12 protein-coding genes are annotated in these 13032 nt (G+C 71.7%); 8 read left to right on the top strand and 4 right to left on the bottom strand.

From position 1 onward, the window contains the following. The 5 genes from AB0B50_RS23040 to AB0B50_RS23020 all read left to right on the top strand — a co-directional run. Positions 1–354 (top strand): fructose-bisphosphatase class II (locus AB0B50_RS23040; RefSeq protein ID WP_362334848.1); only part of this gene is annotated, 354 nt, incomplete at its 5' end. Positions 355–675: 321 nt separating this feature from the next. Further along, positions 676–2004, top strand: a complete 1329-nt coding sequence (locus AB0B50_RS23035; protein WP_362334846.1) for a sulfotransferase — start codon at positions 676–678, stop codon at positions 2002–2004. A 50-nt stretch (positions 2005–2054) separates the two neighbouring features. After that, positions 2055–3494 (top strand): sugar porter family MFS transporter, encoded by a 1440-nt coding sequence (locus AB0B50_RS23030; RefSeq protein ID WP_362334844.1) that lies wholly within the window; start codon positions 2055–2057, stop codon positions 3492–3494. A 41-nt stretch (positions 3495–3535) separates the two neighbouring features. Next, positions 3536–4690 carry an acyltransferase gene (locus AB0B50_RS23025; RefSeq protein ID WP_362334842.1) on the top strand — a complete coding sequence of 385 codons (1155 nt, stop codon included), beginning with the start codon at positions 3536–3538 and terminating at the stop codon, positions 4688–4690. A gap of 91 nt (positions 4691–4781) precedes the next feature. Then, positions 4782–5306 (top strand): MarR family transcriptional regulator, encoded by a 525-nt coding sequence (locus AB0B50_RS23020; protein ID WP_362334840.1) that lies wholly within the window; start codon positions 4782–4784, stop codon positions 5304–5306. A 176-nt stretch (positions 5307–5482) separates the two neighbouring features. Here AB0B50_RS23020 and AB0B50_RS23015 read toward each other — a convergent pair whose 3' ends face one another. The 4 genes from AB0B50_RS23015 to AB0B50_RS23000 all read right to left on the bottom strand — a co-directional run bounded on the left by AB0B50_RS23015 (position 5483) and on the right by AB0B50_RS23000 (position 10287). Further along, entirely contained in the window at positions 5483–6277 is a 795-nt protein-coding gene (locus AB0B50_RS23015; protein WP_362334837.1) for an alpha/beta hydrolase, read from the bottom strand. A 116-nt stretch (positions 6278–6393) separates the two neighbouring features. After that, complete coding sequence (locus AB0B50_RS23010; protein WP_362334834.1) at positions 6394–8046, bottom strand: FAD-binding oxidoreductase; 1653 nt, start codon at positions 8044–8046, stop codon at positions 6394–6396. Next, positions 8043–9323 (bottom strand): MFS transporter, encoded by a 1281-nt coding sequence (locus tag AB0B50_RS23005; protein WP_362334831.1) that lies wholly within the window; start codon positions 9321–9323, stop codon positions 8043–8045. The genes AB0B50_RS23010 and AB0B50_RS23005 overlap by 4 nt, the downstream gene beginning before the upstream one ends. A 55-nt stretch (positions 9324–9378) precedes the next feature. Next, on the bottom strand, positions 9379–10287 hold the full coding sequence (locus tag AB0B50_RS23000; protein WP_362334828.1) for an NADP-dependent oxidoreductase: 909 nt from the start codon (positions 10285–10287) through the stop codon (positions 9379–9381). Between the two features lie 231 nt (positions 10288–10518). On the opposite strand from AB0B50_RS23000, the gene AB0B50_RS22995 reads away from it, so the two are divergent. Genes AB0B50_RS22995 through AB0B50_RS22985 form a run of 3 tightly spaced genes read left to right on the top strand, consistent with a single transcriptional unit; the run spans position 10519 to position 13026 of the window. Beyond that, positions 10519–11802 carry a sedoheptulose 7-phosphate cyclase gene (locus tag AB0B50_RS22995; protein WP_362334825.1) on the top strand — a complete coding sequence of 428 codons (1284 nt, stop codon included), beginning with the start codon at positions 10519–10521 and terminating at the stop codon, positions 11800–11802. Next, on the top strand, positions 11795–12604 hold the full coding sequence (locus AB0B50_RS22990; RefSeq protein WP_362334822.1) for a cupin domain-containing protein: 810 nt from the start codon (positions 11795–11797) through the stop codon (positions 12602–12604). Before AB0B50_RS22995 ends, AB0B50_RS22990 begins: the two co-directional genes overlap by 8 nt. Continuing rightward, positions 12601–13026, top strand: coding sequence for a hypothetical protein (locus tag AB0B50_RS22985; RefSeq protein WP_362334819.1), 426 nt, complete (start codon positions 12601–12603; stop codon positions 13024–13026). Before AB0B50_RS22990 ends, AB0B50_RS22985 begins: the two co-directional genes overlap by 4 nt. Positions 13027–13032 lie beyond the last annotated feature (6 nt).

Raw genomic sequence — 13032 nt, 5'->3', positions numbered from 1 at the left:
GGCACCCCCGAAGGCATCATCAGCGCGTGCGCCATCAAGTGCCTGGGCGGGGTGATCCAGGGCAAGCTGTGGCCGCAGGACGACGCCGAGCGCCAGCGGGCCATCGACGCCGGGCACGACCTGGACCGCACGCTGTCCACCGACGACCTGGTCAAGGGCGACAACGTGTTCTTCGTCGCGACCGGCATCACCGACGGCGAGCTCCTCCAGGGCGTGCGCTACCGCGCCGCGACCGCCTCGACGTCCTCGCTGGTCATGCGCTCCAAGTCCGGCACCATCCGCAAGATCGACTCCGACCACCGGCTCTCGAAGCTCCGCGCCTACAGCGCCATCGACTTCGACCGCGCCGAGTAACCGCACGTTCGAACCGGGCACCGGAGCGAGAGTGCGCCCCCACCGCCTCCTCCGCTCCCGCCCGCCCCGGCATCGGAGCCCCGCGCCCGCGTGACGCGACGCGGGCACGCGGATTCCGACTGCCGGGCCCTGCACTGCGTACGCGGCCGAGAGGCCCTGCGCGCGATGAACCAGAAGGTGGGATTGATGAGCGAGCAGCATGTGCGGTCGGCCCCTGCGCGGGAGCCCGCCGTGCGGGAGTCAGCTGCACGGGAGACCGCTCTACAAGAGTCAGCTGTACGGGAATCAGCCGCACGGGAGCCAGCTCTACGGGAGCCAGCTGTGCGGGAGCCGGCCCTGCGGGAGCCAGCTGTACGGGAGTCAGCCGTACGTGAGTCCGCGCTGTCCTGGCGGCGCAGTGGAGGCGGTCCCGCCTGGGGCGCCCCGAGCGCGCGGTACGCGCCGGGCACCGGCGACGTCGCACGGCCCGCCGGGCAGGACCCGGCAGCCCCGCGCCGGACGAAGCCCGCGCCGAGGGACCGGCTCGCGGTGAGCGACCTGCTGGAACGGGTGCGAGAGGACGGCGAGGAGGGGGAGCCACGGCTGCGCTTCCTGCCCGCCCTGGAACAGCTCGTCCTGTCGCTCGACAGCGAGGCCGGCCTGCACGCGGAAGGCCGGGCGGCTGTACGCCGCGAACTCGCGGAGGCCCTGGCCCGCCAGCGCCAGCTGGTCCGGCTGCTGCGGGACCACCCGACGATCGCCCTGACCGACATCCGGGCCCCGGTGTTCATCACCGGGCTGCCCGGCAGCGGCGCCGCGCTCCTGCACAACCTGCTCGCGGAGCACCCGGGCCTGGACGCCCCCGCCCTGTGGGAACTGGCGGACCCCGCCGCCGAACTCGTCGACATCCAGCAGCGGCGGGCCGCCCTGCGGCGCGCCCGCTCGGACGCGGAGCGCGCGGTGCGGCCGACCCTGGGGCGCGGCGCGGGGCAGCTGCTCCGCCACACCCGCCCCGGCGGCTGCCACCGCCTCCTCGCGAACGCCTTCCACAGCATGATGGCCACGCTCACCTGGCGGGTGCCGGGCTACGGCACCTGGCTCGAAGGCGCGGACCTCACCGAGGCGTACGCCTTCCACCGCGCCCAACTGCAGGCGGTCACCTGGCGGATACCCGGCTCGACCCCGGTGCTCCGCGACCCCTTCCACTCCCGTCATCTCCGCGAGCTGCTGCGGGCCTATCCGGACGCCAGGGTCGTTCATGTGCACCGCAGCCCCGCGGACGTCGTGGGCGTCTGCGCCGGGATCAGCGCCGCACGGCGCGGGCGCACCGCCCCCGCGGGCGACCCGGGGCCGGTGGGCGCCGAGTGGGCGGCGCGTGCCGAGCGGCACTTCGCGGCCTCGGAACAGGCCAGGTCGGCCCTGCCCCAGGCCCGTCTTCTGGACGTCCGCTACGAGGAATTGGTGGCCGACCCCGTCCAAGAGGTGCGCCGCGTCCAGCGGTTCGCCGGGGTGACGTCCACCGTCCTTGTCGACCGCGCCGTCGCCGCGCTGGCCGCCCGGTCCACCAGGGCGGCGCGTGCGGCGCGCGCCTTCCGGCCCACGGAGTTCGGCCTCTCCCGCCGCCAACTCGACAGCCGCTTCGCCGTGTACCGCACGACGTACGGCGTCTGAACACCCGAAAAGAAGCGCCCGACGAGAAGAGAGAAACAGAGGTGCCGCCCATGACGACACAGGCCATGACGACACAGGCCATGACAACACAGGCCTTAGAGGCGACCGACGAAGCAGGAGCGACAACGGCGGCCGCCGGAACGCGGCCGCCCACCGCCGTCGACAGCAACGGGCCACAACCGGAACCGGACCCACCACGGCGACTCGGCTTCGCCGTGGGCGTCGTGGCCCTCGGCGGGCTGCTGTTCGGCTTCGACACCGGAGTGATCTCCGGCGCGCTCCTCTTCCTGAAGACGGACTTCCAGCTGTCCGCCCTCCAGGAAGGCACGGTCATCTCCTCACTCCTGCTGGGCGCCGCCGCGGGCGCGCTCGGCAGCGGCCGCCCCGCCGACCGGTGGGGCAGGCGCAGGACGCTGATCGTGATCGCCGTGACCTTCACGCTGGGCCTCGTGCTCGCCACCGCGGCCGCCGGCTTCTGGACCATGATCGCGGCCCGCGTGGTCCTCGGCCTCGCGGTGGGCTCCGCCTCGACGGTCGTCCCGCTCTATCTGGCGGAGATCGCGCCGCCCCGGCTGCGCGGCCGCCTGATCACCGTCAACCAGATCCTGCTCACCGCGGGGATCCTGGTGTCCTACCTCGTCAACCTGTGGTTCGCGGACGAGGCCAACTGGCGCGCCATGTTCGGGGTGGGCCTGGTGCCCTCGCTGCTGATGCTGGCCGGGCTGCTGTTCGTACCCGAGAGCCCGGTGTGGCTGAGCGTCCGCGCGCAGGAGCGGGGGAGCGATGAGCAGCCGCAGGGGAGCGGGGCGAGCGGGAGCCGGGGCGGCCACCGGGAGCACCTGGCCGATCCCACCGTGCGCCGGGCCCTGATGATCGGCCTGACGCTGGGCGCCGTACAGCAGTTCGCCGGGATCAACACCATCATCTACTACGCCCCCAGCATCATGCAGCGCGCGGGACTGCCCGCGACCAACTCGATCCTCTACTCCGTCGTGATCGGCGTGGTCAATCTGCTGATGACGGTGGCCGCCGTCCCGCTGATCGACCGCGCGGGCCGGCGTCCGCTGCTCGTGCTCTCCCTGACCGGCATGGCGGTGGCGCTGATCCCGCTGGGCTTCGCGCTCGACGGCGACCTGGGTCCCGCCTCGCACCTCATCGCCCTCGTCTGCATGGGGGTGTACGTCTCGTCCTTCGCCATCGGACTCGGCCCCGTCTTCTGGATCCTCGCGGCGGAGATCTTCCCGCCCTCCCTGCGTGCCTGGGGCGCCGGGCTGTGCGCCCTGGTCAACTGGGCCGCCAACTTCGTGGTGGGGCAGCTCTTCCTGCCCGCGGCGGATCTGGTGGGGGAGTCGGTCGTCTTCTGGTTCTTCGCGACGGTCGCCCTGGCCGCCCTGTGGTTCGTGCTGCGGCACGTCCCCGAGACCAAGAACCGCCCGTTCGAAGTGATCCACGAAGAACTCACGGCCCGCGCCCTTTCTGCGCCCAAATAAATGCTTGATCATGCATTGTTCTTGCCTCTGAAGGAGTTTCCATGACGACCCACGCCAGACCTGCCGAAGTGCCGGAGCTCGCCCCACGACCATCGGGGTTCTCCCGGCTGCCCTCGCTGACCGGCATGCGGTTCATCGCCGCGGTGATGGTCTTCCTGTTCCACTCCTCGCTGACCACCGAGCCGCCGCTGAACCCCTTCAGCGGCACGGCGTCCGACCTCTACCACGAGGCCTTCACCAAGACCGGGTGGATGGGCGTCACCTTCTTCTTCCTGCTCAGCGGCTTCGTGCTCACCTACTCGGCGCGACCGGGCGACGCCCCGCGCCGCTTCTGGCGCCGGCGCCTGGTCAAGCTCTACCCGAGCCACGTGGCCGGGTGGATCGGCGCCATGGTGCTCTTCGCCGCGGCCACCGCCACCTGGCAGCAGTGGCTGCCCAACCTGCTCCTCGTGCAGACCTGGATCCCCGACTACCACACCTACCTGAGCATCAACCCGCCCAGCTGGTCGCTCTCCTGCGAAGTCTTCTTCTATCTCTGCTTTCCCCTGCTGCACCACTGGATCAAGAAGATCCGGCCCGAGCGGCTCTGGGCCTGGGCGGGCGGCCTCGTCGTCGTCATCACCGCGATCCCCGCGCTCGCCTATCTCCTGCTGCCCGACGGCACGATGTCCAACGGGTTCCCCGTCTCCGAGGTCCAGTACTGGGCCGTCTACATGCTGCCGCCGGTGCGGACCCTCGACTTCGCCCTCGGCATGATCATGGCGCGCATCGTGATGAGCGGCCGCTGGATCCGCCTCGGACTCCTGCCGGCCTGCGCCCTGGTGGTCGTGGGCTACGTGGTCGCCAACGCCGTGCCGTGGCTCTTCGGGCTCAACGCCGCGGCCCTCATTCCCTTCGCGCTGCTCATTCCCGCCGCGGCCACCACCGACCTGCGCGGGGATCGCTCGCCCTTCCGCGGCCGGGTGATGATCTGGCTGGGCGAGGTCTCGTTCGCCTTCTACATCGTGCACAACGTCCTGATGGTGTGGGCCCGTTCGCTGATCGGCGAGAGCGAGCTCTACGACGTGCCGGGCGGCATCGGCGTCATCGGGCTCTACTTCGTGCTGTGCCTCGCGGTGGCCTGGCTGCTGCACAAGGGCATCGAGATGCCGATGATGCGGAAGTACAGCAAGCCCCGCCCGCGGGACCGTGCCTGACGGTCCACGGCGGTCCACGGCGGTCCACGGCCGGTGCGCGTTCCCGCGGGGGCGCGCACCGGCCGGTTCCTGTACCCCCGGGGGGTGCTCTATGCTTGCGGAAACAAATTCACCGTTCGGCAGGTCCGTGCCGCAGCGGGTGCTGAGCGCGGGACAGGGTGGTGCGGCGGACATGGCGGTGGGCGGGCGAGGACGTCTCGGCGGTCAGCAGGAGCTGTGGCGACAGCTGCTGTTGCTCGTCAATGGCGTGGGATCGACTCTCGACAAGAAGCTCCAGCGCCAACACGGCATCACCGCATCGGAGTTCACCGCGCTGTCCATCCTCGCCGGCGGCTCGCTGCGGATGCAGGAGCTGGCCGACTCGGTGGGCCTGAGCCAGTCCACGATGAGCCGCCTCGTGAGCCGCCTGGAGGGCGCGGGTCTCGCCGCGCGCACGGCGGGCGAGGAGGACCGGCGGGTGATGTTCGCCCACCTCACCGAGGACGGCAAGAAGCTGGTCGCACGCGCCCAGGGCACGTTCGCCAAGGAGCTGGAACTGGCCCTGGACGTCGCGGCGTTCGAGCCCGCGACGGCATCCCTCGTGAACCGCCTGCGCCACGACCCCACGGCCCGCTGAGCGGCCTCGGCGAAGCGCCCCGAAGGGGCGCGGGGCTGTGACGTATGCGGCTCCGCCGCGTGGGCGCGACCAGCCACAACGGACCCGCAGACGGAGCGCTCAGCTGCGAGAGCCCTGTGAGGGGGCGGACCAAGTCCGCCCCCTCACAGGGCTCTACACGTGCGGCGCCCGCCGCCTTACGCGGCGCTCGGCGCAGCCTCCCGGTGGATGAACTCGTTGATGAGCTCGGCCAGTTCGTCCGCCTTCTCGTAGAGCGCGAAGTGGCCCGCGTCCAGCTCCGCGTAGACGCTGCCGTTGATCGCCTCGTGCAGCTCGCGCGAGTGCTTCACCGGCACCATGCGGTCGTGCTTGGCCCCGATGACCAGCGTCGGCGCGGTGATCTTCGGCAGCAGGTCGGTGATGTCGGTCGTCAGGTTGAGGGCGATCTGACGGCCGATGCCCGCCGGGATGCCGCCCGAGACGGCCTCCTCGACACCCTTGGCGCCCATGGCGTTCAGCTGCTCGTCGGTCCAGCCGTGCAGCTGCAGGAAGCGGCCGAAGGCGTCGTGGTCGAGCTGGTCGAGGCGGTGCCACAGGTCGAAGAAGATCCGCTGGCGCTCGTCGAGCGAGGCCCAGCCGGTCAGCAGGACCAGGTTGCGTACGAGTTCGGGGCGCTCGGCGGCGACCTTGGCCGCGACGACCGCGCCGAGGGACCAGCCCACGAGGTCGATCGGACCCTCGGCGGGGCTGTCCTCGACGGCCGCGACGACCTGCTCGGTGAGCAGCTCCAGGGTGAGCGGGTCACCGGCGTCCTTGGTGGCGCCGCTGCCGGAGTAGTTGGGGGTGATGACGGTGCGGCGGTCGTTGAACTTCTCCAGCAGGTGCTCGTAACCGGCCGCGTCACCGCCGGTCCCGTGGACCAGCGCGAGTCCGGTTCCGGTGCCGGTGACGAAGTACTCCACCACCGAGTCGGACGTCGAGACTGTGGGCATGCCGTTCTCCTTTGTTGCTGTGTCTGCGTACCAGAGGGGCCGCCCGCACGGCCCGTGCCGTGCGGGCGGAGGACGCGACGCGGGAAGACGGCCCGCGCCGCGTGGTCAGGGGGAACTCAGCGGCCGGCCTGGGGCTTGATCGACTGGGCGTGGCGCAGCACGCCGCGCGGGTCCCAGGTGGCCTTCGCCTTCTGCAGGCGGGCGTAGTTGTCCTTGTAGTAGAGCGTGTGCCAGGGGACACCGGACGTGTTGTGGTCCGGGTCGCTCAGGTCGATGTCCGCGTAGTTGACGAAGCAGCCGTCGGTGACCCGGCCCGGGGCGGGCACGCCGCCGGTCGCCGCGTACACGTCGCGGTAGAACTCCCGTACCCAGGCGAGGTGTTTGTCGTCCTCGGACGCGTCCTGCCAGAACGCCAGGTACTGCAGCTTCATCACGGAGTCCCGCTGGGCCACCGCCGTCGCGTCGGCGTCGACGGCGTTGATGCGCCCGCCGTAGGCGGCGATCAGGAGCAGGGCCGCGGGGTTGCTGTAGTCGGTGCGGGTCAGGTGCTTGTACATGGCGGTGAGCTGGTCGTCGGGGAAAGAGGCCCGCATGTACGCGGACTTGTCCTCGAACCGCAGGGTCGGGTCGCCGCCCGCGAACCCCGGCCACTTGGTGGCGTGCAGGAAGGGCAGCCGCTGGGTGGCGGTCTTCGCGGTGACGGGTACGCCCTTGCCGATCGCCGCGACGAACGCGTCCAGGTCCCGCTGGGCGTCCGGCCGGGTGGCGTCGATCTGCGTCACCATCAGGATCCCGCCGCTGGAGCGGTGGGCGGCCTTGAGCTGACTGAACAGGTCGAGGCAGGAGGAGTCGGCGGCGCCGTGGGCGGCGAACCAGTCGCCGTAGTTCTTCACCAGGCGCTTGAACCCGGCCTGCGTCATGCCCTCCCAGGACCAGGTCACCGTGCTGGTCAGGAGCTCGGCGGGCGGGCGCGGCAGCAGCTTCGCCGGGTCCGTGCCACTCGCGCCGGGGGTGCGCAGCAGGTACTTGGTGACGATGCCGAAGTTGCCGCCGCCGCCCCCGGTGTGGGCCCACCACAGGTCGCGCAGCTCCGGGTCGTCACTGTCGCGGGTGGCGAGCACCTTGCGGACGGTGCCGTCCTTGCCGACCACGACGACCTCGACGCCGTACAGGTGGTCCACGGTGAGCCCGAACATGCGGGACAGGGCGCCGTATCCACCGCCGACGATGTGGCCGCCGGCCGCCACGGAGGGGCAGGAGCCGCCGGGCAGGGTGACGCCCCAGCGCTTGAACAGCGCGGTGTACACGTCCGAGAGCCAGGCGCCGGGCTCCACGACGAAGGCCCGCTTCTCGGCGTCGAACGAGACGTCGGCGAGCTCCGAGAGGTCGATGACGACCTTGATCTCGGGGTCGGTGGTGAAGCCCTCGTAACAGTGGCCGCCGCTGCGCACGGCGACGCGCTTGCCCGCGGTGACCGCCTCACGGACGGCGTCGACGACCTGGTCGGCGGTGTAGACGAGGCGTACGTAGTCGGGGCGGCCGACCCAGCGCTGGTTGGTGCCGCGGATCAGCTCCTGGTAGCGGGTGTCGGCGGGCCGCACGGTGATGGCGTCGAGGTCCGACACCGTGGCCGCGGCGGCCACGGCGTCGGCAGCGGCGGCCCGCGCGCGGCCGAAGGCGGGGACGGCGTCGGCCGTGGCGACGGCCAGGGCCGTGCCGCCGGCCAGGGCGGACTGGCGCAGTATGCGGCGCCGGGTGGGCTCACTCATCGGTTGCGCTCCAGTGAGAGTCGGTCGCCGGTGCCTGTGGCAGCGGCGGCGTCGGACGGAACGGGGGAGTGGGGGGGCGCGGAAGTCTTGGGGGCGCCGGTGGCGGCAGCGTCGGACGGCGCGGGGCGCTCCGCCCGCCGGTCCACGGACAGTTCGCGCACGGCGAGCAGCATCGCGGCCCACGAGAGCAGCGCGGCGGCGGCGATGACGACGCGCAGGCCGAGGTCGAGGCCGAGCAGCCGGCCGCCGAACCAGGCGCCGAAGGCGATGCCGAGGTTGAAGGCGCCGATGTTCACGGCGACGGCCAGTGTGGGCGCGCCGTCGCCCGCCGAGGTCAGGATGCGGGCCTGCAGAGCAGGCATGACCGCGAAGTAGGCGGCGCCGAACACCACGAGCAGCGCGATCAGCAGCCAGGGCACGCGTGCCCCGAGCGCCATCAGGGCCAGGTCGGCGCCGAGCACGGCGAGCACGCCCACCAGGGACGGCATCAGCGCGCGGTCGGCGAGCCTGCCGCCGATCAGATTGCCGACCAGCGAGCCGCCGCCGAGCAGGAGCAGCAGCCAGCTCACGGTGGAGGAGTCGAAACCGCCGAGGTCGGTGAGGATCGGGGTCACGAAGGTGTACGCGGTGAAGACCGCCGCCATCGCCAACGCGGTGATGACAATGGCCAGTTGGACCCGGGGGCCGCGCAGGACCCGCAGCTCGGCGGCGGCACCGCCCTCGGCCTCGGCCGTGTCGGCGGGCAGCATGACCGCGACCAGGAGCAGCGCCACCAGGCTCAGCCCGGAGATGCTCCAGAAGGCCGCCCGCCACCCGAGGTGCTGCTCGATGAGCACGCCGAGGGGCACGCCGAGCACGGTGGCGAGGTTGAGGCCGACGGCGACCTTCGAGACCGCGGAGGCCTCCTTGCCGGGCGCGGCCATGCCGCTGGCCACCACGATGCACACCGCGAAGAGCGTGCAGTGGGTGAGGGCGGAGAGCACGCGGGCGGTCATGAGCACCCCGTAGCCCGGGGCCAGTGCGGCCAGGGCGTTGCTGACCACGAAGAGCGTCATCAGCCCGAGCAGCAGCGGCTTGCGGGGAATCCGGCTGCCGGCCAGCGTGACCACGGGACCCGCGATCACGACGCCGAGCGCGTACGCGGTGACGAGGAGGCCCGCGTCGGAGAGCGAGACGTCCAGGTCGCCCGCGATGGCGGGCAGGATGCCGGCGACGACGAGCTCGGCGGTGCCGACGCCGAAGACACAGAGCATCAGGGAGAACAGGGGTAGCGGCATGGCTAGTCCAAGTCGTAGGGGATCGAGGGGAGTCGGGCCGTCCGGTGCGGCCCGCTCACTCCGCCGCGATCAGGAGCTTGCCGCGGCTTCCGCCGGCCGCCAGCCTGCGGTGCGCCTCGCCGACGCCGTCCAGTGAGAACACCTCGGCCGTGCGCAGGGCGAGCACGGACTCGCCGACAAGACGGCTGAGCCGCGCGAGGCGGTCGCCGTCCTGCTCGACGAACGACATGCGTACGTCGATGCCGCGCTCGGTCACCGGGGGCTTGGTCGGCACGATCGACACGGCGGTGCCGCCGTCGCGCACGGCGTCGATGGCGCCGGGCCGCCCCGCGGTCTCCAGGAGGTGGTCGGCGACGCCGTGCGGCACCGGGTTCTCGGCGGTGAACACCTCGTGGGCGCCCAGCGCGCGGGCCTCCTCGACGTCGGTGGGCCGGACCAGGGCGAGGACCTTCAGGCCCCGTTCCGCGGCCAGTTGGACGGCGAAACCGCCGACCGAGCCGACCGCGCCGGTGACCAGGAGGGTGCTGCCGGGCTCCGGCGCGATCAGGTCGAGGGCCTGGTCGGCGGTGAGCGCGGCCAGGGGCAGGCCCGCGGCCCGGACCAGGTCGACACCGCGGGGCGCGGGCGCCGCGAGGGCGGTGTCCAGGGCGACGTACTCGGCATGGGTGCCGACGCCCGTGGCCATCTGGGCGGACATGGCGACGACCCGGTCGCCCACGGCGAACCGGGTCACCCCGCTGCCGCACTCCTCGACCGTGCCCGACAGGTCCCAGCCGAGCACCATCGGGAAGGGGTGGTTCACATGGCTCGCGGCCTGGCCCGAGCGCACCTCGATGTCGACCGGGTTCACCGCCGAAGCGGCCGCGCGGACAAGGATCTGGCCGGGTCCCGGGACGGGGCGCGGGAGCTCGGCGACGGTCAACTGCTCGGGACCGCCGTACCGGTGCAGAACGGTGGCGCGCACGACGTAACTCCTTCTTCCTGCTGGCTATTGCCTGCGAACTGGCTATTGCTTGCGAAAAAAAATAGCAGTCGCTATCAACTGAACCTCGCGCTCGGGGCTCGACCGCTCACCACTTGGCCAAGTCCACATGTGGAGGGCGCACTCTGGGAAGTACATGCTTGACAATGCATATAAATGATCGACATTCTCCTGGCAGATCCCCCCCAAGTCCGCATCAACGAGAGGTGATTCATGTCTGTGTCCAGCTCTGAGCTCGTGGGCCTGACCGGCGACTCGGCGCAGGCTCTGTCCGGTCCCGGCCTGTACGCCTACAGCGAGCGGATCGACTCCTGGACGGTCCGTGCGACCAAGCCGGTCAGCTACGAAGTCAGGGTCGCGGACGGGCTCTTCGACCTCACGCGGACCGACCTCCTGGAGCCGGCGGGCGCCCCGGGGCAGCGCACCCGCAGATTCGTCGTCCTGGACGCCAATGTCGATCTGCTGCACGGCAGTCGCATCCGCGCCTACTTCGACTACCACGACGTCGAGTACCACCTGTGCGTCGTCCCGGCCAACGAGACGGTCAAGGACTTCGACACCACGGCGCGCGTCGTCCGCGAGCTCGACGCGTTCGGCATCGACCGCAGGCGCGAGCCGGTCATCGTCATCGGCGGCGGCGTCCTCATGGACATCGTCGGCCTCGCCAGCAGCCTCTACCGGCGCGGCACCCCCTTCATCCGGGTGCCCACCACGCTGATCGGCCTGGTCGACGCCGGAGTCGGCGCCAAGACGGGGGTCAACTTCAACGGACACAAGAACCGCCTGGGCACCTACTTCCCGGCCGACCTCACCCTGCTCGACCGGTCCTTCCTCTCCACCATCGACCGCCGCCACATCGGCAACGGGCTCGCCGAGATCCTCAAGATCGCACTGATCAAGGACGTACGGCTCTTCCGGCTCCTGGAGGAGCACGGCCCGCTGCTGCTCGACGAGAAGTTCCAGGGCGAGTGCGAGCAGGGCGAGGATGTGGCCCGCGAGGTGGTGCGCCGAGCCATCCACGGCATGCTCGAAGAGCTCCAGCCCAACCTGTGGGAGACCACGCTGGAGCGCTGCGTCGACTACGGCCACACCTTCAGCCCGACCGTGGAGATGCGGGCCCTGCCCGAGCTGCTGCACGGCGAGGCGGTCTGCATCGACATGGCGCTGACCACCGTCATCGCGCACCGCCGCGGCCTCGTCGACACCGTGGACCGCGACCGCGTCCTCGCCGTGATGCGCTCCCTCGAACTGCCCGTCTGGGACGAGCTGTTGAACCAGCCCGAGCTGCTGACCGCCGCGCTGCTCGACACCGTCCGGCACCGCGACGGCCTCCAGCGCCTCCCGCTGCCCCACGGCATCGGCGAAGCCGTCTTCGTCAACGACCTGACCGAGCGTGAACTGCTGGATGCCGTCGCCGAGTTGGGGGACCTCGCCCAGGGCCTGGCGCAGGGCCTGGCGCAGGACCTCGCGCAGGACAGGGAGGGCGGTCGTGTCTGACCTCCTGTACGCACCGGCCGGGGCCCGCGACGCCGTCGTCGTCGGCGATGTCACGGGCCCCGCCGAGATCCACGGAGTGCACGGCACCACGGGGGTCACCTGGTGGAAGTGCCTCGCGTCGGGCGCGGACCTGCGCGGCGACTGGGAAGCCGTCGAATGGGCCGGTATCCCGGCGGGCGGCGTCAGCGGCGAACACCGGCACACCCGCACCGAGGAGATCTACTTCATCCTCTCCGGCCAGGGCGAGATGTACCTGAACGGCGTCGGGCACCCCGTCGGGCCGGGAACGCTGATCCTCACCGGCCTCGGCACCGTCCACGGCCTGCGCAACACCGGCCCCGACGACCTCAACTGGCTGGTCATCGAGATGCGTTCGCCGCAGTTCGCCGCCGCGCTCGCCGCCGACCGCCCCTCGTTCGCAGGCCACCAGAACCCCGCGGACACCGCGACCTCCGCGAACCCGCTGAAGGAGACCGAAGTGCGAGCCCGCCTCCACGACCTGCGCGCAGAGCGCTCCGTCGACCCGTCCGGTGTCTTCACCGGCCCCCTGCGCACCGTCGCCATCGAGACCGTCCCCGCGTCCGGGACCACCGAACTGGCCGCCGAGGGCTGCGAGCACATGGTGTTCGTCCTCTCCGGCACCGGCTGGGTCGACAACGGCGCGGGCACCGCGGAGCTGCGCCCCGGCACCGCCGTCACCCTGCCGCTCGGCACCCGGGCCCGCGTCGGCGCCGACCGCGAGGGGGAGCTGGAGCTCTTCCACGCCGAACTCGCCGTCCCCGCCGCGGAGTCCGGCCGATGATCGTCAACAGCCAGGACCTGCCCGCGCGTTACCTGCGGCCCGGCGCGCCGGAGAGCACCTGGAGGTGCCTGGCCCGCCGCGGCATGCTGCACAGCGAGTGCGAGGCCTTCGAGCAGATTCGGCTCGCCCCCGACACCGGCTGGTCGCACGACGCCGACCACGGCACCGAGGTGACCCTCTACGTCGTCGCCGGGCGGGGCACGGTGGACGACGAGGCGGGACGGCGCCCGCTGGACCCCGGGAGCGTCCTGCTCGTCCCCGCCCGCTCCGCGCTGCGCGTGACCGCGGGAGGCGACGGCCTGAACCTCGCCGTCGTACGCGTCCTGCCCACCGAGATCACCGCCGAGTTGCCCGCCCGTGTGCCGGAGCTCCCGGCCCACGAGCAGACCGCGATTTTCCGCCCGGAATCAGACGGGCCCTGACCCAGG

This window comes from Streptomyces sp. NPDC041068 (assembly GCF_040647455.1).
Classification (GTDB): domain Bacteria; phylum Actinomycetota; class Actinomycetes; order Streptomycetales; family Streptomycetaceae; genus Streptomyces.
This window is presented reverse-complemented; position numbering and strand designations above follow the sequence as displayed.

What these genes read in the sequence shown, in the direction of transcription:
- AB0B50_RS23020 (WP_362334840.1), top strand. Translation starts at nt 4,782, where the DNA reads ATGCTTGCGGAAACAAATTCACCGTTCGGCAGGTCCGTGCCGCAGCGG.
- AB0B50_RS23005 (WP_362334831.1), bottom strand. Translation starts at nt 9,323, where the DNA reads ATGCCGCTACCCCTGTTCTCCCTGATGCTCTGTGTCTTCGGCGTCGGC.
- AB0B50_RS23015 (WP_362334837.1), bottom strand. Translation starts at nt 6,277, where the DNA reads ATGCCCACAGTCTCGACGTCCGACTCGGTGGTGGAGTACTTCGTCACC.
- AB0B50_RS22995 (WP_362334825.1), top strand. Translation starts at nt 10,519, where the DNA reads ATGTCTGTGTCCAGCTCTGAGCTCGTGGGCCTGACCGGCGACTCGGCG.
- AB0B50_RS22985 (WP_362334819.1), top strand. Translation starts at nt 12,601, where the DNA reads ATGATCGTCAACAGCCAGGACCTGCCCGCGCGTTACCTGCGGCCCGGC.
- AB0B50_RS23010 (WP_362334834.1), bottom strand. Translation starts at nt 8,046, where the DNA reads ATGAGTGAGCCCACCCGGCGCCGCATACTGCGCCAGTCCGCCCTGGCC.
- AB0B50_RS23030 (WP_362334844.1), top strand. Translation starts at nt 2,055, where the DNA reads ATGACGACACAGGCCATGACGACACAGGCCATGACAACACAGGCCTTA.
- AB0B50_RS23025 (WP_362334842.1), top strand. Translation starts at nt 3,536, where the DNA reads ATGACGACCCACGCCAGACCTGCCGAAGTGCCGGAGCTCGCCCCACGA.